Genomic DNA, 23,560 nt, shown 5'->3' on the forward strand with positions numbered 1-23,560 from the left:
TCAAGCTGACACTATGGTGTCAGGAAGGGGCAGCGTAGGCTGGTGAGATGACGGGATCGCTGGACATGCCATGCACAGTGGAAAGCGCCCGCGAGCGTACCCTCGGCATCATCCTGGTCTCGGCATCGGCGGCCGTCTTCGGCCTCACCGGCGTGCTGACCAAATCGATCCATGCCGACCCGCTGACCATTACCTGCTGGCGCGGCTTCGTCGGCTCGATCCTGATCAGCCTCTATGTCCTATGGCGCCGCCAGCGCTCCGGCGGTCGCGACAGCTTGCGGCTCGGCTGGCGAGGCTGGCTGCTGGCGATCGAGGGCGCGCTCGCGAGCATCGCCTTTATCTCGGCGTTCAAGTTCACCTTTGTCGCCAATGTCGCGATCATCTATGCCACGGCCCCGTTCGTCACCGCGCTGCTGGCCCTCCTGTTGGTCCGCGAGCCGTTCCGGCTGCAGACGCTTGCCGCCGCTGCTGTGTCACTATGCGGTGTGGCAATCATGGTCTGGTCCGGCTTCGGCACCGGCCATTGTTCGGCGACGGGCTGGCGCTGCTGATGACGATCGGGAGCGCGCTCTACATGATCATGGTGCGCGCCTTCCGCGACACGCCGGTGGTGTGGGCGGGTGCGGTGTCGGCATTCCTTCTGTTCGTGCTCGGCTGGTTCGTCGCCGATCCGCTGGCTGTCTCGGCCAGGGACGCTGTGCTTCTAGCCACCTTCGGCGCCTCATTCGCGCTGGCTTCGATCCTGTGGACGGAGGGCACCCGGCTTATTCCGGCGGCCGAGTCCGGATTGCTGGGTTCAGCTGAAGTGCCATTCGCGATCCTGTTTGCCTTCCTGTTCCTGGCGGAGATCCCGCCGGCAGCCAGCATGGTCGGTGGCGCCATCGTGCTTTGCGCGGTGTTCGCTCACGCCGGCCGCGACTGGCTGATGGCCAGGCAGCGCGCAGCGGATGCATGACCAATCCTCGCCGCGTCCGAGCGCGAGTTGGTGGTCCGATCACGAGAAATCCGGTCCTGAAAATTAATTTGAAAAGTCATGGAACCATCATAGGGCTCAGGCATTATGGCTGCGACGGGCCACCCCAAGTCCCCCCAAACCCCTCGGCCCGTCCTACTTAGAAGCCGACCGCAAGGTCGGCTTTTTCTTTGCTGGCTCAATTGGCCAAGGCCAGGTTGCCGCTGAACAACGCTGCCAGATCCTGCGCCGGCCGGTCGGCATCCTCACGCAAGCGGACGGCGAATTCGGCGACCGGCACCGGCGGCAGATCAAGATCGCGCGGCGCCTCGACGATGCCGGAATGCGCGAAGCGCGCCGTCCTCAACGTCAAGGCGATGCCGGCGTGCACCGCCGTGCGCAGGCCGGCGAGGCTGGCACTGCCGGCAGCAATGCGGTAGCGACGGCTGGCCGCATCGAGTGCACTGGTCGCCGCTTCGCGAAACCCGCAATGGGGATCGAGCAGCGCCAAGGGCAGTTCGTCGTGGCGAGTGGCCAACCCGTTCTGTGAGCAAAGCCAGATCATTGGTTCCTTGAGCACACCGACTTCGTCCCGTGTCGGCACCTGCCGCATGGCAATGGCCAGATCAAGGGTGCCGGCCTGCAAAGCCTGCGCCAGTTCGGCGGAACGGCCGACGCGCAGTTCGATCCTGACGCGCGGATGGCTGACAGCAAAAGCCCTGAGAAGCTGCGGCAAGCCGCTGTCGGCGAAATCCTGCGTGGTGCCGATGGCGACGCGCCCGTCGGCGTGCGCGCCTTTGAGGGCCAGCCACGCCTCGCGGTGCGCGGCAAGGATGCGACGCGCGTGAACGATCAGATCCTCGCCTGCCGACGTCAGGCCGCGCCCTCGCCCCTGCGGCACCAGCAGCGGTTCGCCGACAACATCCTCCAGCCGCTGCATCTGCGCGGTCACTGCGGACGGCGAGCGACCGACGATCGACGCGGCCCGCGCCAGGGAACCGCCGTCGACGAAAGCGAGGAAAGTCTTGAGGAGGTCGGGATCGAACATCTGCATAATTCGACACTATCAAAGTGTTTATCAAAAACAATTCGATTTTTTTGATCAAAGGACGATGGCATGATTTTCTCGACGGCGAAGAGGCGCCGCTTGAAACCGAGGAGAAGAAATATGCCGATCATCAATGTCAGCGTTACCGGCAAGCCCGATGCCGCTTTGTCCGCCGCCATTGCCAAGGAAGTGACCGAACTGACGGCCACGCATCTGCGCAAGGACGCGACGATCACAGCTGTTGCCATTTCCTATCACGACCCCGAGCACTGGTTCGCCGGCGGCAAGTCGCTGGCCGAGCATGGCACCAACACGGCCTGGCTCGACATCAAGGTTGTCGACGGCACCAACACCAAGCTCGAACTGGAGGCGTATCTGCAGGCAATTTTCGCGGCATTCGGCCGGCTGCTGGGTAAGGTGCATGAGGAAAGCTACGCCCTCGTGCATGAAGTGCCTGCAGCCGCCTATGGCTTTGGCGGCAAGACGCAGGAATTCCGGTTCATCAGCGGAAGGATGAAAGCGGCGTAGCTGCGATAGGCAGCCGAGCCGAATCAAACATAGAAGAGAAGGAAAAATGGAGCCGCATTGACGTTGATCCAACTTCGGCTAGGTTCTCACCCGAAGCGGCCACTGAAGAGCCGTGACGTGAGATCGTTGGGAGATGCGGCGATGATCCTGACACTGGCGCTGCTTGCGGGTCTTGTCGCGGCCTGGCTGCTGATCGGCGTGGTGGAGAAGTTCCGCCTCGGCCTGCGTTTGAGCCAGGCGCTGCTCTACGTGCCGTTCAAGCTCGCCTACCGGATCAGCGACGAGCGCATCAAGATTGCGCGCAGGTCGGTGGCCCCGGTCATCTATGTCATCTGGCATCAGTCACGCATCGAGCCGGCGCTGATGCTGTCGCTGCTGCCGGAGGACACGCTGCACATCCTCGACCAGGCTTCGGCCAGATCGCCGTGGCTGGAGCCGTGGCGCGAGCTCGGCCGCACCATCGCCTTCAACGCCGAGCATGTCTTCGTCAGCCGCAGATTGGTGCGGGTGCTGAAGGGCAAGGGCCGGCTCGCCGTTTACCTGCCGGATGCGGTCGAGCCAGACGTCAAGTCGTTTCGGTTGTTTCGCGCCATCACCCGTATCGCCATGCAGGCCGACGCCCGTATCGTGCCGGTCTTCGTTGCCGGCGCACGCAGCCTGCCGGCCTCGCTGACGCCGGCGGACAAGGCGCCGCGCCATTGGTTTCCGCAGCTGTCGATCAGCGCGCTGGAGCCGATGACCATCGCCGAGCTGGTGGCGCGGAACCCAGATCAGGCCTCCAACACCAATGCGCTGTTTGATCGCTTCGCCGAGGCCAGGCTTTTCGGCAGTGATCTCGACCGAGGGCTGTTCCTCGCCATGCGCGATGCGGCCGACCGTGTTGGCGCTTCGCACCCAATAATCGAGGACGTCATTGGCGGTGCCCTGAGCTACCGGAAAGTGTTCATCGGCGCCAGGGTTTTGGGCCGACGGTTCGAGGCAATAACAGCGCCGGGCGAAGCGGTTGGGCTGCTCCTGCCCAACGCCAATGGCGTCGTGCTGTCGTTCGTCGGACTTTTGTCGGCTGCGCGGGTGGCAGCAATGATCAACTATACTGCCGGCCCGGCCAGCGTCACCGCCGCCGTCCGCACGGCGATGATCCGAACCGTGGTCTCCTCACGCGCCTTTGTCGAAAAGGCCAACCTCGCCGACATCGTCGAGGCGGTGGAAAAGGGCGGGGCGAAACTGCTGTGGCTGGAGGATGTCCGCGCAAGCGTGACCGTGCTGGACAAGGCCGCAGCCGGCTTGCTGTGGCGCTGGCCGTTGCAGCGCCAGGATGCAGCCAAGCCGGCGGTGATCCTGTTCACCTCCGGCTCGGAAGGCACGCCCAAGGCCGTGGTGCTGTCGCACCGGAACCTTCTTGCCAATACGATGCAGGCGGAAGCTCGCATCACCATCTCGCCGGCCGATATCCTGCTCAACGTGCTGCCGGTGTTCCACTCGTTCGGGCTGACCGGCGGCACCATCCTGCCGCTGGTCACCGGAGTAAAGCTGTTCCTCTACCCGTCACCGCTCCACTACAAACTTATTCCGGAGGTGGCGCGCAAGGTCCGGCCGACGGTGATGTTCGGCACCGACACGTTCCTCGCCAACTATGCCCGCACCGCCAAGGACGGCGATTTTTCCAGCCTGCGCTTCGTCGTGGCCGGTGCCGAGGCGGTGAAGCCGGAGACGCGCCGGGTTTACCGCGAGCGCTTCCAGGCCGAGATCATCGAAGGTTTTGGCTTGACCGAGGCCGCACCAGTGGTTGCCGTCAACACCGCCATCCACGGCCGCGATGGAACGGTCGGGCGGCTGCTGCCGGCCATGCGCATGAAACTCGAACCGGTCGAAGGCATCAGCGACGCCGGCCGGCTGTGGCTCGACGGGCCGAACCTGATGATGGGCTACATGACCGGCGACCGGCCTGGCGAGCTGCAGCCGCTCGAAGGCTGGCACGACACCGGCGATATCATTTCGGTCGATCGCGAAGGCTTCATCACCATTCGCGGCCGCGCCAAGCGCTTCGCCAAGATAGCCGGCGAGATGGTATCGCTTGGTGCGGTCGAGATGCTGGTGCAGTCGCTGTGGCCGGAAGAGCATCACGCCGTGGTAGCGGTGCCGGACAAGCGGCGCGGCGAGCGCCTCGTTCTGGTCACCACCGCCGACAATGCCGATCCCCACGAATTGCGCGAATTCGGCAAAAAAGCCGGCGCGGCCGAACTGATGGTGCCGAACGACATCGTCAAGGTCGAGGAGATCCCTGTACTGGGCTCCGGCAAGACCGACTATGTCTCGACTAGAAAGCTGGCACTCGAGAGGCTGGGACTGAGCGCAGCCGCCTGAGGTTTGCTGTCGAGAACTCTAAAGCGCGGCGCGTTCGACCGGCCTTGTGCGCGACGCGCATTAGATTCTTGCTTTTATGCATGCCGTTATCGCAAAACCGCTGCACACTTTTGCGCGAATGCATTAGAAGACCACCACCGACAACAGCAGAATGGCGCCGACGGCCATCATCAGCAGGCCCGGCCAGTTCTGCGACAGGCCGAGAAAACGGAGCCCGCGCCGCCGCGGCTCCAGGGTCGGACCTGGTGTTGCGAGATTAGGCGTCGGACTGTCCGGCGCGGTGGAGACAGCGGCCGGTTCACTAAGCCGCCCGCGCATGATGGCTGCTACCGCCATATAGACGAGGCCGGCGACAGTCAGTAACACGCCGATGAGGATGACAGCCATTTCTCCTCGTTTCCGATGGCTCTGCGCCCGATGCGGCAGCTTGCGCGACGTAGACGACGTACCACGAGCAGCCGCTCAGACGGACCTACCAAACACAAACGGTCTAGCCGCCCAGCAAGTTCCGAAAACGGGTTTTTGAGGTGCATTCCACAGCGCCGCGCGCTGTGTGAGCCGGTCCTGAGTCTAAACGGACGATCCTTTTCGGAATCATGCACTGCCAGGCGCAACGCGAACTGGCATCAAATCTGTCAACCAATATCCGAGGACGGCACCTTCTCGCCTTCGCGCTTGGCGCGTCTCGAATAGGCGCGCACGCTGAACGGCAAGAAGACCAGATAGCCGGCAACCGAGGCCGTCAGCGTATACCAGGGATAGGTCATCAAAAGCAGGACGTAGAGGACGACTGCGAGGATGATCGGCAGCACCCTGTCGCCCGGTATCCTGACGCTCTTGCCGGAATAGACGGGCAGTCTGCTGACCAGCAGGAACGCCACCAATATTGTAAAGCCGGTGGCAATGAAGGCTGCCAGGCGGCTGGGTTCAAGCCCAAGCCTGAGGAAGAACAGATAGAGCGGCAGCATCACCAGCACCGCACCCGCCGGCGCCGGCACGCCGACGAAATATTCGGTCTGCCACTGCGGACGGTCGAGCTCTTCGTCGAGCACGTTGAAACGGGCAAGCCTCATCCCACAGGCGATGGTGAACAGCAGCGCGGCGATCCAGCCCGGCGAACCTGCCCTGTCGAGCAGAAAGGCATAGAGCACCAGCGCCGGTGCCACGCCGAAATTGACGATATCGGCCAGCGAATCCATCTGGGCGCCGAATTTGGAAGTCGCCTTCAGCATTCGCGCCAGACGGCCGTCGATACCATCGAGGAAGGCCGCGAGCAGCACCATCACCACCGCTGGCTCGAAGCGGCCCTCGAAGCCGAAGCGAATACCGGACAGGCCGGCGCAGATGGCGAGCACCGTGACCAGATTGGGCAGCACCATGCGCATCGGGATTTCGCGAATGCGCGGGCCACCGCCGCCATGCGCCTCGAATTTCTTGAACGGCGGGGCCACCGGTCAGGAGATCCGCACGAGCGGCGTTGCCGCAACGCCGCCGAATTCCGCCAGCACCGTCTCACCGCCAACCGCGGTCTGGCCGACGGCGACGCGCGGCGTCGCGGTCGAGGGCAGGAATACATCGACGCGCGAGCCAAAGCGGATCAGCCCGAAGCGCTCGCCGGTGCCGATGGCGCCGCCGGGCTCGGCCCAGCAGACGATGCGCCGCGCCACCAGGCCGGCAATCTGTACCGCGGCGACCGTTCCATTGGGGCTTTCGATGACCAGCCCGTTGCGCTCGTTCTCGGTGCTTGCCTTGTCGAGTTCGGCGTTGAGGAATTTTCCTGGCCGATGCTCGATCCTGGAAATGCGGCCGCGCACCGGGGAGCGGTTCACGTGGCAGGAAAAGACGTTCATGAACACCGAGATGCGGGTCATTTCACCGCCGCCGAGGCCAAGCTCGCGCGGCGGCACGGCCGGGCCAACCGCCGAGACGATGCCGTCGGCCGGGCTGACAACCAGCCGGTCATCGATCGGCGTGACACGCTCGGGATCGCGGAAGAAATAGGCGCACCAGGCCGTCAGGATGAGACCGATCCAGAACAGGGTCGAGGAGAAGTAGCCAAGAAAGAGCGTCGCCGCGCCGAACGCAGCGATAAAGGGATAACCCTCGCGATGGATCGGAACGAACGCATTCTTGATCGTGTCAACGAGGCTCATGGGATGAGGGCAACCTTGGTTCCAAGTCCGGCCTCAATAGCGGAAACACCCCGCGGTCGCAACGCGACAATGAGAGCGCTCGGGGGGTGGCGGTCGCCGCCGTTTCAGGATGCCGTTAGCAGCATCCGGACTGCCGAAGCGATCAACCGGAAATGTTCATTGCGATTGTCGGAACGCAGCACTCTCGCCCGTCCTTGGCAAGACAGCGCCTCTCATCGGCCTTTCGGCCATGACGATTTGCGCAAACCCGGAGGTTCTCGGCCCATGCAGAAATCAGCAGCTAGGCAAGTGCAAGTGGTGATGAACGGCTTGGCCTTCGGCGAGTCACCGCGCTGGCACGATGGCCGGCTGTGGTTCTGCAACTGGGGCACAGGCCAGATCATCGCCGTTGACGCCCTAGGCAACAGCGAGATCGCGCTCACCGTGCCGGCCACCCTGCCCTATTCCATTGACTGGCTGCCGGACGGGCGCCTGCTTGTCGTCTCCGGCTGCGAAGGGCTGATCCTCAGGCAGGAGGCAGACGGGAGGCTGGTCACCCATGCCGATCTGAGACACCTGTCGAAGAGTCCGTGGAACGAGATCGTGGTCGACGGGCGCGGCAACATATACGTCAATGGCGGTGGGCCTGCTCCGGGTCCCGGCCAGCATTTCGGCCCCGGCGCCATCGTGCTGGTCGCGCCTGACGGCTCGGTTCAGCAGGTGGCTGATAACCTCGCCTTCGCCAATGGCATGGCGGTGACGCCTGACAACAAGACGCTGGTCGTTGCCGAGTCCCACGCAAACCGGCTGACCGCCTTCGACATCGCTGCCGATGGTGGCCTTTCCAACCGGAGGGTCTGGGCCAATCTCGGCAACGGTTTTCCCGATGGCATCTGCCTAGATGCCGAAGGTGCGGCGTGGTACGCCGACGTTCCCAACCGGCATTGCGTGCGGGTGTGCGAGGGCGGTGCAATGCTCGAAAGCGTCGACGTCGATCGCGGCTGTTTTGCCTGCATGCTCGGCGGCAGCAAGGGAAAAACGCTGTTCATCGTCGCAGCCGAATGGCGCGGCTTCGAACATATGATCAGCGATGCCCGTACCGGCCAAGTGCTCAGCGTCGACGCTACTGCGCCGGGCGCCGGCTGGCCGTAGAGAGCTTACATCCCGGGAATCCGCTGATAGTTGGCAATATCGGCCTTGACGCCAAGTCGCGCGATGGTCTCCTGAGGATTGAAGCCGCTGCGCTCATGCGCGGCCTTGATGATCGGCACGACCTTGTCGACGGCGGCCTGCCCTTCCCATTCGACAATGGTCACGAGGTTGAACTCGCCCGGCCCCGAGAATTGCTCAAGCAGGAAATCCTGGACGAACCCTTGCTGCTGGCGCAGCAAATCATGCGTCATCCGGACCTTGGCAAGAATCTCCTCGCGGGCGTTGGCCGGAACGACAAACTTGTCCACCCGGAATACACTGCCGCCACTAACTGCCTGATTTGTCCCATTCATATCGATTGCCTCCGTTTTTGAACGACGCATCTTGCTGCGATCCAAAACGGCCTACGATCTCAACTTAAGTTGAGGTCAAGCACGAATTTTCAGCTCACCTCCGAGGTGCGGCGGCGGACGACGACGCCGAACTCGTCGCTTTCGCGGGCGATGCGCAGCCGCTCCTCGGCCTCGCTTGCCTCGCGCTGGCGGTCCCACATCGATGCATAAAGGCCGCGCTTGGCTATCAAGGCGACATGGGTGCCGCGCTCGGCGATCTGGCCATCCTGCAGGACGATGATCTCGTCGGCCGAAATCACTGTGGACAGCCGATGGGCGATGACGAGGGTGGTGCGGCCCTGGCTGACCAGGTCGAGTGCCGCCTGGATCTCCTGCTCGGTGTGGCTGTCCAGCGCCGAGGTCGCCTCGTCGAGCATCAGGATCGGCGGTGCCTTCAAAATGGTGCGGGCAATCGCCACCCGCTGCTTCTCGCCGCCGGACAGTTTTAATCCGCGCTCGCCGACCATTGAGCGATAGCCGTCGGGCAGCCGCTCGATGAATGGTCCGATCTGGGCCAGTTCTGCCGCCTTGCGCACATCCTCCTCGCTGGCGCCGACGCGGCCGTAGCGGATGTTGTAGGCGATGGTGTCGTTAAACAGCACCGTGTCCTGCGGCACCATGCCGATGGCAGCGCGCAAGCTCTCCTGCGTCACATCGCGAATGTCCTGGCCGTCGATCAGAATCTTGCCGCGCTGGATGTCGTAGAAGCGAAACAAAAGCCGCGAAATGGTCGACTTGCCGGCTCCGGAGGGGCCGACGATGGCCACCGTCTTGCCGGCTGGCACCTCGAAGCTGATGCCCTTCAGGATCTTGCGGTTGGGGTCGTAGGAAAAATGTACGTCGCGGAACTCGACCCTGCCGGCATCGACGACCAGCGGCTTGGCGCCCGGCCGATCGACGATCTCACGCTTGACGTCGAGCAGATCGAACATGTTTTCGATGTCGGTCAGGCCCTGGCGAATTTCGCGGTAGATCATGCCGATGAAATTCAGCGGCACCGAAAGCTGCATGAGCATGGCGTTGACGAAGACGAAATCGCCGACGCTCTGTGTGCCCGCCTTCACCTCGAGCGCCGACATCACCATGACGACGGTCATGCCGATACCGAAGATCACACCTTGGCCGAAGTTCAGCCAGCCAAGCGAGGTCCAGGTCCTGGTCGCCGCCAACTCATAGCGCGCCGTGGACCGGTCGAACCGCTCGGCCTCCATGGCTTCATTATTGAAATATTTGACTGTTTCGTAGTTGAGCAGCGAGTCGATCGCCTTCGTGCTGGCTTCATTGTCGCTTTCGTTCATCTCACGGCGGATCGAAATACGCCAATCGCTCGCCCTGACGGTGAACCAGACATAGAGCCAGACCGTGACCGCGATCACCAAGACGTATAGCCAGCCATAGGTGACGGCGAAGATGCCGGCGGTGAGCGCGAATTCGACGATTGTCGGCGCCGTCGCCAGCATGGTGAAGCGGACGATCGTCTCGATGCCCTTGGTGCCGCGCTCGATGACGCGCGACAGTCCGCCGGTGCGCCGTTCGAGGTGGAAGCGCAGCGACAGTTCGTGCATGTGCACGAAGGTGCGGAAGGCGAGCCGGCGCACCGCATGCTGGCCGACCCGTGCAAACAGGGCGTCGCGCAACTGGTTGAAGCCGAGCTGCACCAGCCGCACGGCATTGTAGGCGACGACCAGCATGACCGGCGCCAGCAGCAGGGCCGGCAGCGGCGGCGGCGATTTGCTATCGCCGGCCAGTGCGTCGGTCGCCCATTTGAAGAAATAGGGTCCGGCCACCAGGGTCAGCTTGGCGACAACCAGCAGTACGGTTGCCCACACCACGCGCGCCCTCAGGTCGGCGCGGTCGGCCGGCCACATATAGGGCCAGAGATTGCGCAACGTTCTGAAGGTCGAGCCGGAATCTGCGGAAACGGTTTTCTCGGCCATTCTTGTTTACCTTTATGATTTTAGCGGCCGGAGCAGCAGGAATCGACCAGCGCGGCCAGCGATGCCGAAACATCGGCGAGCGCGGCGCGGTCGAGCTCATAGCGCGAGCGCTGGCGGTCAGGCTCGAAGCGGATCAGCCCGGCCTCGACCAGGATCTTCAAATGCTGGGAAACGGTGGACTGCGCCAGGTCGAGATGCTCGACGACCTCGCGACAGCAGCAGGAACGGCTTGCGGAAAGGTGTTTGAGAATTTCGATCCGCGCTGGATGCGAAAGGGCCGCGAGCCGGACAGCGACAGCGCGGCTATCCGGCGTGCAGTTGGCCGGCGTGCAGTTGGCCGGCGCGCGTTCATCTGCCGCGCGGCTTCGCTCCGTTACGAGGGGGGATTCGGTCATCGTCCATCGGCGATAAACGATGACTGGCGCTGCCGCAAGCTATCCTGATGGGCAGAACGGCTACTCGGTCTTGACTGGCGCCGTCGTCATCTGGTCGCCCATTGCCTTGAGATCGGCGGGCTCGCCTTCCTTCGATTTCTCCGGCACCTTGAACACCTGCCCCGGCCAGATGCGGTTCGGATTGCTGATCTGGTCCTGGTTGGCGAGATAGATGGTCGAGTAGCGCATGCCCTGGCCATAGACCCGCCGCGAAATCCGCCACAGCGTGTCATGGCGGCGGATGATGACTGCGCCATCGGCATGTTCGAGCTTTGGCGCCACGGTCTCGGGAGTTTCGCCCGGAGGCGTTGCGACAGCCATTTCGGCCGGGGCCTCGGTTGTAGGAGTGGGGGCAGTTGCGGGCGTTTCGGCGGCCGTTGCCGGTGCGGCTTCGGTCGCCGGAGCATTCGGCTCGGCTTGTTTTACCCCGGCAGGCTTCTGCTCGGCCGGCGCCACGGCCGCAACCGCCTCACCTGGCTCGCGCTCGAACGGCACAGCCGCACGGGCCACCACCGTCACGCCGTCGGCGTCGAGCGCATCGACGTGGATGGTGTAGGTGCCGACCGGGATGTCGCGTGTCGCTTCGACCAGGAAGTGGCGGTCGGGCGAGGTCTTCGCGTCACCGAGCAGGATATCGTTGGCATAGGCACGCACCTTGCGGCCGGGATCGGCGAGGCCGGCAACGAAAATCTTGCTGCCGTCGATTTCGACAGCTTCGACGACGATCTTCGGCTCCACCGCGGGAGTAGCGGGCGCTGCCGGTGTGGCGGGTGCTGCCGGAGCCGGCGCGCCTTCAACAGCGGCCGGCGCGGCAGGAGCAGGCGCTGCTGGAACATCAGCCGCCGGGGCGGCTGGCGCCGGCGCTGCGGCAGCCGGCAATTCGGTGCCGGTGGCGGGTGGCTGAACGGCCGCCTGTTCGCCGACAGGCGGCGAGGCGTCAGATCTCGCCTGAGGGGCCGGAACAGTGAGCAGTTCGGACGGCTTGCCCGGCTCCTCGACCATTGCCAGCACCTGGCCGGTGGAATTCTGGGGGATCGAAACGACGGCGGTCTGCGCCGAGGCGGTCACGACATTGCCAGCCGTAGAGCGCAGCGTGATCGTATAGTCGCCGGGCTTCAGCGGATCGTCGAGAATAATGGCAAAGGCGCCGTCAGGGCCGGCGACCGTCGAGCCGAGCACAGCCGAACCGTTAAGAATCTCTACCTTGGCGTTGGGCGCCGCATTGCCGGCGACGACGATCGAGCCGTTGCTTTCGACGCGCACGATGTCGAAGGTCGGCACGATTGCACCTGCTGTGGCCGGCGCGGCGGGCGCTGCGGCATCGGTGGACGCGGCGGGCGCAGGCGGCAGGCGGCCCTCGGTCGCCGGAGTGGCCGGTTTCGAAGCCGGCGGCGTCAGCGCCGCGACCTCCGCAGGCCGGGTAGAATTGAGATACGGGTCGAGCGCGCCCGATACATAGGCGGTTCCCGCCGCGGCGACAGAGCCGCCAGCCGCGAACAAAAACGCCTTCAATGGATTAATTGCCATGTTTCCCTGCCCCTTAGCCACCTAATTTCGGTCTAGCCTGTTTTACCAAAGCCGACAAGAAAAAGCCCGCCCCAGGGCTTGACCATGCCAATAGTCCCTATCACCAATCATAACATGAACACGATTCGATCTGTCTGCGTCTATTGCGGCTCGTCCCCGGGCCGAGATGAAACCTATATCAAGGCCGGACACCTGCTTGGCCGCTCGATCGCCAAGTCCGGCCTGCGTCTGATTTATGGCGGCGGCACTAAAGGTATCATGGGTGCCGTCGCTGAAGGGGCATTAAAGGCCGGTGGCAAGGTAACCGGCATAATTCCGCGTTTTCTGATCAACAGGGAGGCGACCGAAACCGCGCTTAACCGGCTCGACGAGCTCGTCGTCACCGACAACATGCACCAGCGCAAGCACAGGATGTTCGAGAAATCCGACGCCTTTGTGGCGTTGCCCGGCGGCATCGGCACCGTCGAGGAGATCGTCGAGATCATGACTTGGGCACAGCTCGGCCATCACCGCAAGCCGATCGTCTTCGGCAACGTCGGCGGGTTCTGGGATCCGATGCTGGCGTTGCTCGACCACATGGCAACGGAGGGCTTCATCCACACGGCGCAACGGGTCAAGCCGCTGGTGGTCGAGGATCCGGAAGCAATCGTCGCCGCTATCATGGTGGCGGGATCCTCCGTCGATGCACCGACGGAGGGCGTGCAGTCGGTGATTGATAAGATGTAGAGTGAATGGTGAATGGTGAATGGTGAATGGTGAAGACTTTCCAAACCGGCGCCTGTCTATTCACTATTCACTATTCACTCTATTCACTCCTTCCCTACTGCCTTCCTCAAGTCTCCGATGACCGCACGCTTGTCCTGACGCCGCCAGACGAGATGGATCGAGACGGTGCGTTCGAACCACGGCAGATCGCGAAACACGATCTGAGGCGGGGCGGCACTCCGCAGGCTGGCCTGCACCGTCGCCAGCCCAAGCCCGGCGCTGACCAAGCCCAACGACGTCAGCGGATCGGTCGTCTCATAGGCAATGTCGGGCAGGAAGCCCGACTTCGCGCAGGCGGCGAGAAATTGGCTGCGGTTGGTGTCGTCAGGCTGGCGCACCACCGTGATCCAGGTGCGTCCGTCCAGTTGCTGCGGCAGTATCTCCGCGATTTCGGCCAATGAATCGCCTTCCGGCATCGCCAGAACCAGCGGCTCGCGCATGATGAGCATGGCGGCGATGTCGGGATCGTCGGCAGAAGGAGGCGTGTAGACAAGGCCCAGATCGAGCGATCGTTCGCGCAGCGCTTCGATCTGGGCGGCGGAACGCTGACCCTTCAGTTGAAGATGAAATTCGGGCCGGTCGCGGCGAAACTGGCGCAGCATCCGAGCGACAAGCCCGGCATGGACCGCACCTTCCACATAACCGATGGCGAGACGGCCGACCGTACCGCTGGCGAGATTGCGGCCGAGCTCCTCCAGCCGTCCTGCATGGGCCAGCAGCGCACGCGCCTCGGCAAGAAAAGCGCGGCCCTCGGCATTGAGATGAACACGCTGCCTCGCCCTCTCGAACAGTGCGACGCCCAGCTGCTCCTCCAGCTGAATGATCTGACGGCTGAGCGGCGACTGCGAGATGTGCAGCAATTCGGCGGCACGCCCGACGTTGCCGGTTTCGGCCACCGTGATGAAATAGCGGAGCTGGCGCAGGTCGAACATTGTTGCTTCGATGCTCAAGTCCCGTGAGGTCTCAAATTTAGCCTAATCAGTCTTGGACTGTCTGGCCAGCAGAAGCGAATATTTCCGCCATTCCAACGGCCAACATCAGGAGATTCCGATGCAGTTCTTTGCCCTTCTTGCGCGCAACACCGAAAAGTTCACCGACGCCGATTTCGCGCCGCTGCTGCCTGGCGAGGCCGAGCAGCGCCGCACGCTCTATGCCGAAGGCGCCGTGCGTCAGGTGTGGAATCGGGGCGACATTCCCGGCAGCGGCATGATGTTCGAAGCCGGCAGCGATGTCGATGTGCGCCACCATCTTGCAACTTTACCGCTGGTCAAGGCCGGCATGATGGATATTGCCGCCGTCGTGCCGCTGCAGCCATATCCCGGCTTCGGGCCGAAGCGCTGAGCGCTCGTGAAAGACGCGGCTGCCGGCATTAAGACCGGCCAGCCGCCTTTCTTCGTTACGCGGCTCGAGCTGATGCGGAAACGGTCTTGCGCGCCGAAGAAAACATCGACCAGGAGTACATCGCCAGTGCCGCCCAGATCAGCCCGAAGGCTATGGCCTGAACACTGCCGAAGGGTTCGCCGAAAATCAGCACCGCGATCAAAAAGACGATCGTCGGCGCGATATATTGCATGATGCCGATGGTGGAGAGGCGCAGCAGCCTGGCGCCGAACGCAAACAACAGCAGAGGCACGGCGGTGACCGGACCGCAGCCGATCAGCAAGGCGGTGTCGTTCAGCGAGCTGGAGACGAAATGATCCTGTCCTGTGGCGATCAGGAAGATGATGTAGCCGAGTGCCGGCACCGACAGCAGCAGCACTTCAAGCAGGAAGCCCTGGCTCGGGCCGATTGGCAGCGTCTTGCGGAAGAAGCCATAGGCGGCAAAGGAAAAGGCTAGCACCAGCGACACCCAGGGCAGTTTGCCGGCGTCGATGGTCAGCACCGCGACCGCGATTGCCGCCAGCACCACCGCCGCGATCTGCAGGCGGTCGAGCCGCTCGCCGAGGAGCAGCGCGCCGACAACGACGCTGACCAGCGGGTTGATGTAGTAGCCGAGCGCGGTCTCGATGGTGCGGTCGACCGCGATCGCCCAGACATAGATGCCCCAGTTGACCGAGATCAGCGCCGCCGTCAGCACCGCCATCGAAATGATGCGCGGTGAACGAACTGCCGCTTTGAAATCGGCAGTGCGGCCGGCCCAGACCAGGACAGCGGCCGCGATCGGCACCGACCAGACGATGCGGTGGGCAATGACTTCGGCCAGCGGCAGATGCGCGACAGCCTTCATGTAGAAGGGCAGCAGCCCCCAAAGCAGGTAGGCGCCGAGCGCCAGCAGGAAGCCGCGACGAGCTTTGGTATCGGCCTCGATTTGAAGTGCTTGGGTAGCCATGGCCCAAGGCTATGCGCCAGCGGCTTGCCCAAAACCATCGCAAATTGCTGATGGATCAATGGAGTCTCGCTGATGGTTCAACGCTATTCCGCCGCCGCCAATCCCGCCATGTCGCGGTTCTTCATCAGCTTGTAGACGATCGAATCCATCAGCGCCTGGAACGAAGCATCGATGATGTTTTCGGAGACACCGACTGTCCACCAGCGCGCACCGGTGCCGTCATGCGATTCGATCAGCACGCGGGTGATCGCCTCGGTGCCGCCATTGAGGATACGCACCTTGAAGTCGGCCAGTTCGAGATCGGCGATCTCGCTCTGGAATTTGCCGAGATCCTTGCGCAGCGCAATGTCGAGCGCGTTGACCGGGCCATGGCCTTCGGCGACCGACATCTTCTCCTCGCCCTCGACCAGCACTTTCACGATCGCCTCCGAGACCGTCTTCAGCTGGCCGTTGGCGTCGAAGCGGCGCTCGACCATGCAGCGGAACGAGGTGACGCGGAAGAATTCCGGCAGGCCATGCAGCATCTTGCGCGCCAGAAGCTCGAAGCTGGCGTCGGCGCCTTCGTACGCGTAGCCCTCCGCCTCACGTTCCTTGACTACAGCGATCAGCGCATCGAGGCGATGGTCATCCCGGGGCATGTCGATGCCGCGCCGCTTCAGCTCGGCGAGGAAATTGGCCTTGCCACCTTGGTCCGAAACCATGACGCGGCGGCGGTTGCCGACAGTCTCTGGCGGCACATGCTCGTAGGTCGCCGGCTCCTTGGCCAGCGCCGAGGCATGGATGCCGGCCTTGGTGGCGAAAGCGGAGGCGCCGACATAGGGCGCTTGCGCTTCGGGCGCGCGGTTCAGCAACTCGTCGAAGGCGCGGGACAGGCGCGATATACCGGTCAACGCTTCTGCCGAAATGCCTGTAGCAAAGCGGCCCGAAAAGGCCGGCTTCAACGCCAATGTCGGCACGATCGAGATCAGGTTGGCGTTGCCGCAGCGCTCGCCGATGCCGTTCAGCGTGCCCTGGATCTGGCGCACGCCGGCCTCCACGGCGGCAAGCGAATTCGCCACCGCCTGGCCGGTGTCGTCATGGGCGTGGATGCCGAGATGATCGCCCGGTATGCCGGCGGCGATCACCTTTTCGACGATGGCGCGCACCTCGGAGGGCTGCGTGCCGCCATTGGTGTCGCACAGCACCACCCAGCGCGCGCCGGCATCGTAGGCCGTCCTGGCGCAGGCCAGCGCATAATCTGGATTGGCCTTGAAGCCGTCGAAGAAATGCTCGCAGTCGACCATCGCCTCCTTGCCGGCAGTGAGCGCCGCCTCGACCGAGGCCTTGATCGCCTCGAGGTTCTCCTCATTGGTGCAGCCGAGCGCGACGCGGACATGGTAGTCCCAACTCTTGGCGACGAAGCAGATGGCGTCCGACTTCGACTGGACCAGCGCGCCAAGCCCAGGATCGTTCGAGATCGACACTCCTGCCCGTTTGGTCATGCCAAAGGCAACGAACTTGGCATCGGCCGTGCGGCGCTCGGCAAAGAAGGCGGTGTCGGTTGGATTGGCGCCGGGGTAGCCGCCCTCGACGTAGTCGATGCCGAACTCGTCGAGCAGCTTGGCGATGGCGATCTTGTCCTCGACGGAGAAGTCGACACCCGGCGTCTGCTGACCATCGCGCAGCGTGGTGTCGAACAGATAAAGGCGCTCGCGAGCCATGGTCATTTCCCGGCAAACATGTCCGTTGCGCGGATCAGCCTGTCGAGGATGCCCGGCTCCGAATAGGCGTGGCCGGCGCCTTCGATCAGATGGAAATCCGCTTGCGGCCACGCCTTGTGCAGCGCCCAGGCGTAGCGCGCCGGGCACGGCATGTCGTAGCGGCCGTGAACGATGGTACCCGGGATATCCTTAAGCTTCCATGCATCGCGCAGCAGCTGTCCCTCTTCCAGCCAGCCGGCATGGACGAAATAGTGGTTCTCGATGCGGGCGAAAGCCAGGGCATAATCATCCTGGCCGAAGGGACCGCTGGTTTCCGGTTCCGGCAGCAGCGTGATCGTCTCGCCTTCCCACAGGCTCCAGGCGCGGGCGGCCTCGACCTGCGCCACAGGATCGCTGCCGACCAGCCGTTTGCGGTAGGCGGCCATCATGTCGCCGCGCTCGGCCTCCGGGATCGGCGCCAGAAACCGCTCCCACTTGTCGGGGAACATCTCCGACACGCCGAACTGGTAGTACCATTCGAGTTCGGCGCGGGTCAGCGTGTAGATGCCGCGCACGACCAGTTCGCTGACCCGCTCGGGGTGGGTCTCGGCATAGGCCAGCGCCAGCGTCGAACCCCACGAACCGCCGAACACCAGCCATTTGTCGAAGCCGCACATTTTTCGCAGGCGCTCGATGTCGGCGACCAGGTGCCAGGTGGTGTTGGCTTCAAGCGAGGCATTGGGCGTCGATTTTCCGCAGCCGCGCTGGTCGAACAGGATGACATCGTACAGCTTCGGATCGAACAGCCGCCGGTGCTTTGGCGAAATGGTGCCGCCCGGCCCGCCATGCAGGAAGACAGCCGGCTTGGCCCCTCTGGTGCCGGAGCGCTCCCAATAGACCTGATGGCCATCGCCAACGTCGAGCATGCCGGACTCGAAAGCCTCGATCTCGGGATAGAGGGTACGGAATTCGCTGCTCATAATTTCAGGCCCTGCTGCGGCCAGTTGGCCGTCTCGTGATCGGGATGCTGGAAGGAGATGATGGATTCCTGTCGCGCGTAGAAATCCGGGTCGTCATGGATCGGCGCGTCGAAGATCGTCTCGACCCAAGGCAGCCTGGCGGCGTAGTTAACCTGGATCTGCGGCGCCAGATCGGAACGGTCGTCGAAGGCGCCGATGGCGATCTCCAGCGCGCCGGGCTGGCGGTAGGTCAGCGGTGTGCCGCAGCGGGCGCAGAAGCCGCGATCGATGTTGACCGACGACTGAAAGTAACTCGGCTCCTCGCGCACCCATTCGACCCCGTCGCTCGGCACTGTCACCAGCGCGCCGAAAAACGACCCGAACTGTTTCTGGCACATGCGGCAATGACAAATGGACGAGCGGCCGAGCGCCCCGTGGATGCGGAAGCGCACGGCGCCGCACTGGCAGCCGCCGGTACGAACGGTTTCGGTCATGATTTTTCCTCCGGCGGCCATTGTTCGGTGTCGTGGTCGGGATGTTGGTAGGAGACGAGATCGGCGAGATAGGAGGCCGACGAGACGTCGGCCATCGTTTCCTCACCTGGCAATTCGTGGACGTGATCCACGTACGGGAGCTTGGCTTCTACACCCCATTGGATGGTCGGGGCGATCTCCTCGGGGTGGTCGAATGTGGCGATGGCGAGGGCCACCCCGTCGGGCGCTTCGAAGGTCAGCGGCGTGCCGCATTCGGCGCAGAAACCGCGCAAAGCCGCGTTGGACGAGCGGAAGCGTTTGGGCTCACCGCGCGTCCAGTCCAGCCTTGCGCCGCGCACCGAGACCAGCGGCAGGTAGAAATTGCCGCTCGCCTTCTGGCACATGCGACAATGGCATACGGAAGCATCGCCGAGAGCTCCTTCGACGCGGAAGCGCACCGCGCCGCACTGGCAGCCGCCTGTATAGACCGGTCTGTTGTCGAGGCTCATCGCGCACTACTCCGGGGCATGGCAAACCGCCTCGACATTGTTGCCGTCGGGATCGAAAACAAAGGCGCCATAATAGTTCGGATGGTAGTGCGGGCGCAGGCCCGGCCCGCCATTGTCCTTGCCGCCGGCGGCAATCGCCGCGGCGTGAAAGGCATCGACCTCGGCGCGGCTGCGAGCGGTGAAGGCGACATGCTGATGATCCTTCGGCTTGTCCTTGCCGGCATGCAGCCAAAACACCGGCCGGTCGCGGCCGTAGCCGCCGACCTTGGCGCCGCCGGTATATTCCTGCGGCACCATGTAAAGCAGCGAGGCGCCGAGCGGCGCTATCGCCCTGTCGTAAAAAGCCTTCGACGCGTCGAAATCCGAAACGGTGATGCCGAGATGATCGATCATCTTTTTACCTCCCAGGTGGTGATGCGTTCGCCGGTGACGGGGTCCTTGCCGTCCTTCAACTGGATGCCTTGCGTCAGCAACTCGTCGCGGATGCGGTCGGCCTCGGCCCAGTTCTTGGCGGCGATCAGCGCGAGGCGTTTGGCGATCGCCTTGGCAATGGCGTCTTCATCCACCTTGGCTGTTGCGATGTCGAAGCCGAGGAACAGAAGCGATGCCTTCAGTGAAGCGGCAGCATCGTTGTCTTCGGCGGCTGCCTTGCCGCTACCTGCGTTGAAATCAACAGCATCACCAGCCAACTGCGTCAGCAACTGGAATGCGGCATAGGTGGCAAGGTCATCCGACAGCGCTTCGATCACATCCGCCGGCACCGGCTTTGCCGTCGGCGGCGCCAGATCAGCCGCCCGCTTCCATTTGCGCAGCGTATTCTCCGCCTCTTCCAGCTTGCGCACGGAGAAGTCGATCGGCTCGCGATAGTGCGTCATCAGCATCGCCAGCCTGAGCACCTCGCCCGGCCATTTGCGGCCGCCAAAGGTATCCGTCTCCAGCAATTCGGTGATCGAATAGAAATTGCCCAGGCTCTTGGACATCTTCTGGCCCTCGACCTGCAGGAAACCGTTGTGCATCCAAATCTTGGCCATCGTTTCGGTGCCGTGGGCGCAACGCGATTGCGCGATCTCGTTCTCGTGGTGCGGAAAGATCAGGTCGATACCACCGCCATGGATGTCGAACACCTCGCCGAGATAGGCGGCCGACATCGCCGAGCACTCGATGTGCCAGCCTGGCCGACCCCTGCCCCACGGGCTGTCCCAGCCCGGCTCCTCGGGCGAAGACAATTTCCACAGCACGAAATCCTGCGGGTTCTTCTTGTGCGCATCGACGGCGACGCGCGCGCCTGCCTGCTGCTCGTCGAGATTGCGCTTCGACAACTGCCCGTAATCCGGCATGGAAGCGGTGTCGAACAGGACTTCTCCAGCCGCGACATAGGCATGGCCGCGTTCGATCAAGCGCTGAATCAAGAAGATCATGTCGACCTTGCCGTCGGGCCTGGGCTCGACGAACTCGGTGGCGCGCGGCTCGACCGTCGGCTCCAGGCAACCGAGCGCCGCCACGTCCTTGTGGAACTGGTCGGCGGTCTTTTCGGTGACCCGCCTGATCGCTTCGTTCAGCGACAGCCTGCCAGAGGCAATCTCGCCGCCGAAATCGCGCAGTGCGCGGGCGTTTATCTTGTCGTCGACGTCCGTAATGTTGCGGACGTAAGTGACGTGCGCTTGCCCGTAGAGATGGCGCAGCAAACGGAACAGCACGTCGAAGACGATCACCGGCCGCGCATTGCCGATATGGGCGAAGTCGTAGACTGTCGGGCCGCAGACATACATGCGCACGTTGCGCGGATCGATCGGGAAGAAATCGTCCTTGCTCCGCGTTAGCGTATTGTAGAGGCGCAGGCTCTTCGATGCGTCAGACATACGTGCGTTCCCGGTGCGTTACTTTGGCATGATCTTTTGGGATCGTGCTCTGGATGGAGTCGGTTACGCCGAGGCGCAAATCGGGGTCCAGCCTGCTGGCCGGGGCGTTTGTCCAATCTGGGAGGAGATGAGGCGAAAACGTCCAGGACCAGCGCGAGGCTAGCCGATAATGCAAATGCCACAAATGGCGAAAGACGTTTTCATGGCCGGCTTTATCGCCTTGCCCGGTGTTGCCGTCAAGTCGCTACCTTCGCCAAAAATATCGTTGGCTCACAGGAATTGAGCCACTGAAACATTTTATTAAACAGGTCGGCACTGTGATGAAACATTCGCCGGCTAGATCAGCAAGCGTCACGATTTGGTCGGATTCGGCCAGCAAACGCAGACACGAAGACGTTACCAGGGAAGAGAACAATGCCTAAGCAAGAATCCAACCGCGTCAAGCAACCGGCGCTCGCCAGCCACTACCGGGCGATCGGCCCGGCAGCAATCGTCGCAGCTCTTCTGCACACCGCGAAGAAGAAGAAGCCGGCGCAGAAGATCGTTTCGCCGCGCGCTGCCTGAGAATGCCGTCGGGAAGGTTGAGGCGCTCACGGCGCACCAGCAATAGTAGCTTTTGCTAAAATAAATTCATCTGACTGTCGTTCGCGCCGGACTTCTGGCGCCTGACCTTCTCGGGCTCAGGCTCGACGACGCCCTTCTCCTGAATCTGCGGCCCGGTATTGACGACCTTGTTGACGAGGTCGGAAACCGGGATCGCTTCGAAGAAATCGGGCTGGGCGGGTCTCAGCAGATGGGCCACATCGCGCGGCTCGAGCGTGCGGCAATCCAGCCAGCGCGCGAAATCTTCGGGATGGATCACCACCGGCATGCGGTCGTGGATATGGGCAGTATCGGCATTGGCGTGGGCGGTCAGAATGGCGCCGGTGTCCATTTCCGAGCCGCCCGGCTCGGCATAGGTCTCAATCAGCCCAGCGAAGGCGACAAGCCCGCCACGCCTTGGCCGCACCCAATAGGGCTGCCCACTTCTGCCACCGGTTTGGTGCCATTCGTAGAATCCCGAAGCCGGTACCAGGGCGCGGCGATGGCGCATGGCAGCGCGAAACGACGCCTTTTCCGAAGCCCCCTCAGAACGCGCGTTGAACAGCAGCGGGAAGTTACGCGTATCCTTGACCCAGGCCGGGATCAGGCCCCAGCGCACCAGCATCGAGCGGCGGTCGGGCAGGTTCGAGCCCGCCGCCCGCGGCAATCCGGCGAGCGCCATCAGCACCGGCTGCGTCGGCGCGATGTTGTAGCGGGCCGGAAACTCCTCAAGTTCCGCCAGGCTGAGAAAGGCGGCGGTCTGGTCCGGAGTGGCCGTCAAAGCAAAGCGTCCGCACATGAATTCAGCTCTCGAATTGGTGGCATGTGAAAGTGGCCATGGAACCCGCCTTTCGCAACCGCTAAAGCTGTTCGCCGACGGCCGGTCCACAACGGGCTATGCCAATCGAGCGATCCGAAGCCCATGGAAGCACGCAAGATCATTCCGGCAGTCTCGGTCTGCGTCGTGCGCGAGAACACGGTGCTGCTGGTCAAGCGGGCCAGGCCGCCCTCGCAAGGCCTCCATGCCTTTCCCGGCGGCAAGGTCGAAGCCGGCGAGACGCTGGAACAGGCAGCACGGCGCGAATTGCTGGAAGAGACCGGATTGCAGGCGCGCCGCTACCGGCCGCTGCGGGAAATCCACATCGACGGCAGCGGCGACGGGCATCCGGTCGACTACTGGCTGACGGTGTTTGGGGCCGATTATGCTGGCGGCGAGGCGGTGGCCAGCGACGACGCCGAGACCGCGGCTTTCTATACGCTGGCCGAAATGACAGCGATGCCGCTCGCCGATGCAGTGTTTGAAATTGCCGACGATCTACTCGGTCCCAACAAAGACGGCGAGATCTGAGCCAGAGAATCGCCTTGCAGGCGACAAATTGTTTCAGCACAAGGACTCATGAGCCGCACGTCTTCTTTTCTCGCCGCATGCCTCGCCGTCAGTGTGGTTGTCGGTGCGCGCCCGGCGATTGCCGCCGAAGCACCGTTCGAGCCCGGGCTGATGCGGCTGGCGGAAGTGCTCGGCTCGCTGCATTTCCTGCGTAATCTGTGTGGCGAGAAGGGCGATCGGTGGCGAGCCGAGATGGAAAAACTGATCGCATCGGAAAATCCGAACCCGGAGCGGCGCGCCCGCTTCATCGCCAGCTTCAACCGCGGCTACCGGTCGTTCGGCGGTACTTATACGCAATGCACCGCCTCGGCGACGGAAGCCATCAGCCGCTACATGAAGGAAGGCGAGACGCTGTCTCGCGACATCGCTTCGCGCTACGGAAACTGACGACGGCAGCTGCCGTTCCGGCAAACCGGCATCAACCGCCGGCGCTGTGGGCGGCGGACGCGTTCGACACTTCTCCGCTTGCCTCGGGTGAGGTCTTGGTGCAAACCTGATGTTGCACTTTTGCAACTATGTTAACGAAACGTTAGCGCGCGAATGTGAAATTAA

General features: G+C 63.2%; 25 protein-coding genes and 1 pseudogene. 9 read left to right on the top strand and 17 right to left on the bottom strand.

Annotated elements, in window-relative coordinates; genetic code table 11:
* Nucleotides 1-65 precede the first annotated feature (65 nt).
* Nucleotides 66-955 (top strand): annotated as a pseudogene (locus tag NKI17_RS08945) (DMT family transporter).
* A 196-nt stretch (nt 956-1,151) separates the two neighbouring features.
* On the opposite strand, the gene NKI17_RS08950 reads toward NKI17_RS08945, so the two are convergent.
* Complete coding sequence (locus tag NKI17_RS08950) at nt 1,152-2,006, bottom strand: LysR substrate-binding domain-containing protein (RefSeq protein WP_023677724.1); 855 nt, start codon at nt 2,004-2,006, stop codon at nt 1,152-1,154.
* Nucleotides 2,007-2,120: 114 nt separating this feature from the next.
* Between NKI17_RS08950 and NKI17_RS08955 the strand changes: the two genes are divergently transcribed.
* Both NKI17_RS08955 and NKI17_RS08960 read left to right on the top strand, forming a co-directional pair.
* A complete protein-coding gene (locus NKI17_RS08955; protein WP_023677725.1) occupies nt 2,121-2,528 on the top strand; it encodes a tautomerase family protein in 408 nt (135 codons plus the stop codon).
* 141 nt (nt 2,529-2,669) lie between these two features.
* Entirely contained in the window at nt 2,670-4,892 is a 2,223-nt protein-coding gene (locus NKI17_RS08960) for an AMP-binding protein (protein WP_352905712.1), read from the top strand.
* A 123-nt stretch (nt 4,893-5,015) separates the two neighbouring features.
* Here the strand turns inward: NKI17_RS08960 and NKI17_RS08965 are convergent, their stop codons facing one another.
* The 3 genes from NKI17_RS08965 to NKI17_RS08975 all read right to left on the bottom strand — a co-directional run bounded on the left by NKI17_RS08965 (nt 5,016) and on the right by NKI17_RS08975 (nt 7,045).
* Nucleotides 5,016-5,279, bottom strand: coding sequence for a hypothetical protein (locus NKI17_RS08965; protein ID WP_352578953.1), 264 nt, complete (start codon nt 5,277-5,279; stop codon nt 5,016-5,018).
* A 248-nt stretch (nt 5,280-5,527) separates the two neighbouring features.
* Nucleotides 5,528-6,343: a CDP-alcohol phosphatidyltransferase family protein gene (locus tag NKI17_RS08970; RefSeq protein ID WP_023677728.1), complete on the bottom strand. Its 816-nt coding sequence runs from the start codon at nt 6,341-6,343 to the stop codon at nt 5,528-5,530.
* A 3-nt stretch (nt 6,344-6,346) separates the two neighbouring features.
* Nucleotides 6,347-7,045: a phosphatidylserine decarboxylase gene (locus NKI17_RS08975; protein WP_023677729.1), complete on the bottom strand. Its 699-nt coding sequence runs from the start codon at nt 7,043-7,045 to the stop codon at nt 6,347-6,349.
* A 264-nt stretch (nt 7,046-7,309) separates the two neighbouring features.
* On the opposite strand from NKI17_RS08975, the gene NKI17_RS08980 reads away from it, so the two are divergent.
* The gene (locus tag NKI17_RS08980; RefSeq protein ID WP_352905713.1) at nt 7,310-8,176 is read left to right on the top strand and encodes an SMP-30/gluconolactonase/LRE family protein; all 867 of its coding nucleotides are present in this window, start codon (nt 7,310-7,312) and stop codon (nt 8,174-8,176) included.
* Nucleotides 8,177-8,181: 5 nt separating this feature from the next.
* On the opposite strand, the gene NKI17_RS08985 is transcribed toward NKI17_RS08980, so the two are convergent.
* From NKI17_RS08985 to NKI17_RS09000, 4 genes are all read right to left on the bottom strand, one after another.
* Nucleotides 8,182-8,529, bottom strand: coding sequence for an antibiotic biosynthesis monooxygenase (locus tag NKI17_RS08985; RefSeq protein ID WP_352905870.1), 348 nt, complete (start codon nt 8,527-8,529; stop codon nt 8,182-8,184).
* 89 nt (nt 8,530-8,618) lie between these two features.
* Nucleotides 8,619-10,505 (bottom strand): ABCB family ABC transporter ATP-binding protein/permease, encoded by a 1,887-nt coding sequence (locus tag NKI17_RS08990; protein ID WP_023677732.1) that lies wholly within the window; start codon nt 10,503-10,505, stop codon nt 8,619-8,621.
* Nucleotides 10,506-10,525: 20 nt separating this feature from the next.
* Nucleotides 10,526-10,900: an ArsR/SmtB family transcription factor gene (locus NKI17_RS08995; RefSeq protein WP_352905714.1), complete on the bottom strand. Its 375-nt coding sequence runs from the start codon at nt 10,898-10,900 to the stop codon at nt 10,526-10,528.
* Nucleotides 10,901-10,960: 60 nt separating this feature from the next.
* Nucleotides 10,961-12,466 (bottom strand): LysM peptidoglycan-binding domain-containing protein, encoded by a 1,506-nt coding sequence (locus NKI17_RS09000; protein WP_352905715.1) that lies wholly within the window; start codon nt 12,464-12,466, stop codon nt 10,961-10,963.
* A 114-nt stretch (nt 12,467-12,580) separates the two neighbouring features.
* On the opposite strand from NKI17_RS09000, the gene NKI17_RS09005 reads away from it, so the two are divergent.
* Nucleotides 12,581-13,192 carry an LOG family protein gene (locus NKI17_RS09005; RefSeq protein ID WP_352454388.1) on the top strand — a complete coding sequence of 204 codons (612 nt, stop codon included), beginning with the start codon at nt 12,581-12,583 and terminating at the stop codon, nt 13,190-13,192.
* Between the two features lie 83 nt (nt 13,193-13,275).
* Here NKI17_RS09005 and NKI17_RS09010 read toward each other — a convergent pair whose 3' ends face one another.
* Complete coding sequence (locus NKI17_RS09010) at nt 13,276-14,163, bottom strand: LysR family transcriptional regulator (RefSeq protein ID WP_352905716.1); 888 nt, start codon at nt 14,161-14,163, stop codon at nt 13,276-13,278.
* Between the two features lie 118 nt (nt 14,164-14,281).
* Between NKI17_RS09010 and NKI17_RS09015 the strand changes: the two genes are divergently transcribed.
* A complete protein-coding gene (locus tag NKI17_RS09015; protein WP_352569658.1) occupies nt 14,282-14,572 on the top strand; it encodes a muconolactone Delta-isomerase family protein in 291 nt (96 codons plus the stop codon).
* A 55-nt stretch (nt 14,573-14,627) separates the two neighbouring features.
* On the opposite strand, the gene rarD is transcribed toward NKI17_RS09015, so the two are convergent.
* From rarD to cysS, 7 genes are all read right to left on the bottom strand, one after another.
* A complete protein-coding gene (gene rarD, locus NKI17_RS09020) occupies nt 14,628-15,560 on the bottom strand; it encodes an EamA family transporter RarD (protein ID WP_352569656.1) in 933 nt (310 codons plus the stop codon).
* A gap of 83 nt (nt 15,561-15,643) precedes the next feature.
* Nucleotides 15,644-17,266, bottom strand: a complete 1,623-nt coding sequence (cimA, locus tag NKI17_RS09025; protein ID WP_198023571.1) for a citramalate synthase — start codon at nt 17,264-17,266, stop codon at nt 15,644-15,646.
* Nucleotides 17,263-18,219: a prolyl aminopeptidase gene (pip, locus tag NKI17_RS09030; protein ID WP_023677740.1), complete on the bottom strand. Its 957-nt coding sequence runs from the start codon at nt 18,217-18,219 to the stop codon at nt 17,263-17,265. The genes cimA and pip overlap by 4 nt, the downstream gene beginning before the upstream one ends.
* Nucleotides 18,216-18,692: a GFA family protein gene (locus NKI17_RS09035; RefSeq protein ID WP_352569652.1), complete on the bottom strand. Its 477-nt coding sequence runs from the start codon at nt 18,690-18,692 to the stop codon at nt 18,216-18,218. Before NKI17_RS09035 ends, pip begins: the two co-directional genes overlap by 4 nt.
* Nucleotides 18,689-19,180, bottom strand: coding sequence for a GFA family protein (locus NKI17_RS09040; RefSeq protein ID WP_023677742.1), 492 nt, complete (start codon nt 19,178-19,180; stop codon nt 18,689-18,691). The genes NKI17_RS09035 and NKI17_RS09040 overlap by 4 nt, the downstream gene beginning before the upstream one ends.
* Before the next feature lie 6 nt (nt 19,181-19,186).
* Nucleotides 19,187-19,573 (bottom strand): VOC family protein, encoded by a 387-nt coding sequence (locus tag NKI17_RS09045; protein ID WP_023677743.1) that lies wholly within the window; start codon nt 19,571-19,573, stop codon nt 19,187-19,189.
* Nucleotides 19,570-21,039 carry a cysteine--tRNA ligase gene (gene cysS, locus NKI17_RS09050; protein WP_352569650.1) on the bottom strand — a complete coding sequence of 490 codons (1,470 nt, stop codon included), beginning with the start codon at nt 21,037-21,039 and terminating at the stop codon, nt 19,570-19,572. Before cysS ends, NKI17_RS09045 begins: the two co-directional genes overlap by 4 nt.
* Nucleotides 21,040-21,453: 414 nt before the next feature.
* Here cysS and NKI17_RS09055 point away from each other — a divergent pair, with 414 nt between their 5' ends.
* On the top strand, nt 21,454-21,603 hold the full coding sequence (locus NKI17_RS09055; RefSeq protein WP_352569648.1) for a hypothetical protein: 150 nt from the start codon (nt 21,454-21,456) through the stop codon (nt 21,601-21,603).
* A 55-nt stretch (nt 21,604-21,658) separates the two neighbouring features.
* On the opposite strand, the gene NKI17_RS09060 is transcribed toward NKI17_RS09055, so the two are convergent.
* Nucleotides 21,659-22,420 carry an SOS response-associated peptidase gene (locus NKI17_RS09060; protein WP_352569646.1) on the bottom strand — a complete coding sequence of 254 codons (762 nt, stop codon included), beginning with the start codon at nt 22,418-22,420 and terminating at the stop codon, nt 21,659-21,661.
* Nucleotides 22,421-22,543: 123 nt separating this feature from the next.
* On the opposite strand from NKI17_RS09060, the gene NKI17_RS09065 reads away from it, so the two are divergent.
* Both NKI17_RS09065 and NKI17_RS09070 read left to right on the top strand, forming a co-directional pair.
* A complete protein-coding gene (locus tag NKI17_RS09065) occupies nt 22,544-22,969 on the top strand; it encodes an NUDIX hydrolase (RefSeq protein WP_352569644.1) in 426 nt (141 codons plus the stop codon).
* Nucleotides 22,970-23,017: 48 nt separating this feature from the next.
* Complete coding sequence (locus tag NKI17_RS09070) at nt 23,018-23,395, top strand: TIGR02301 family protein (protein ID WP_023677748.1); 378 nt, start codon at nt 23,018-23,020, stop codon at nt 23,393-23,395.
* The last annotated feature ends 165 nt before the right edge of the window (nt 23,396-23,560 follow it).

The organism is Mesorhizobium sp. M0816 (genome assembly GCF_040320005.1).
GTDB lineage: Bacteria > Pseudomonadota > Alphaproteobacteria > Rhizobiales > Rhizobiaceae > Mesorhizobium.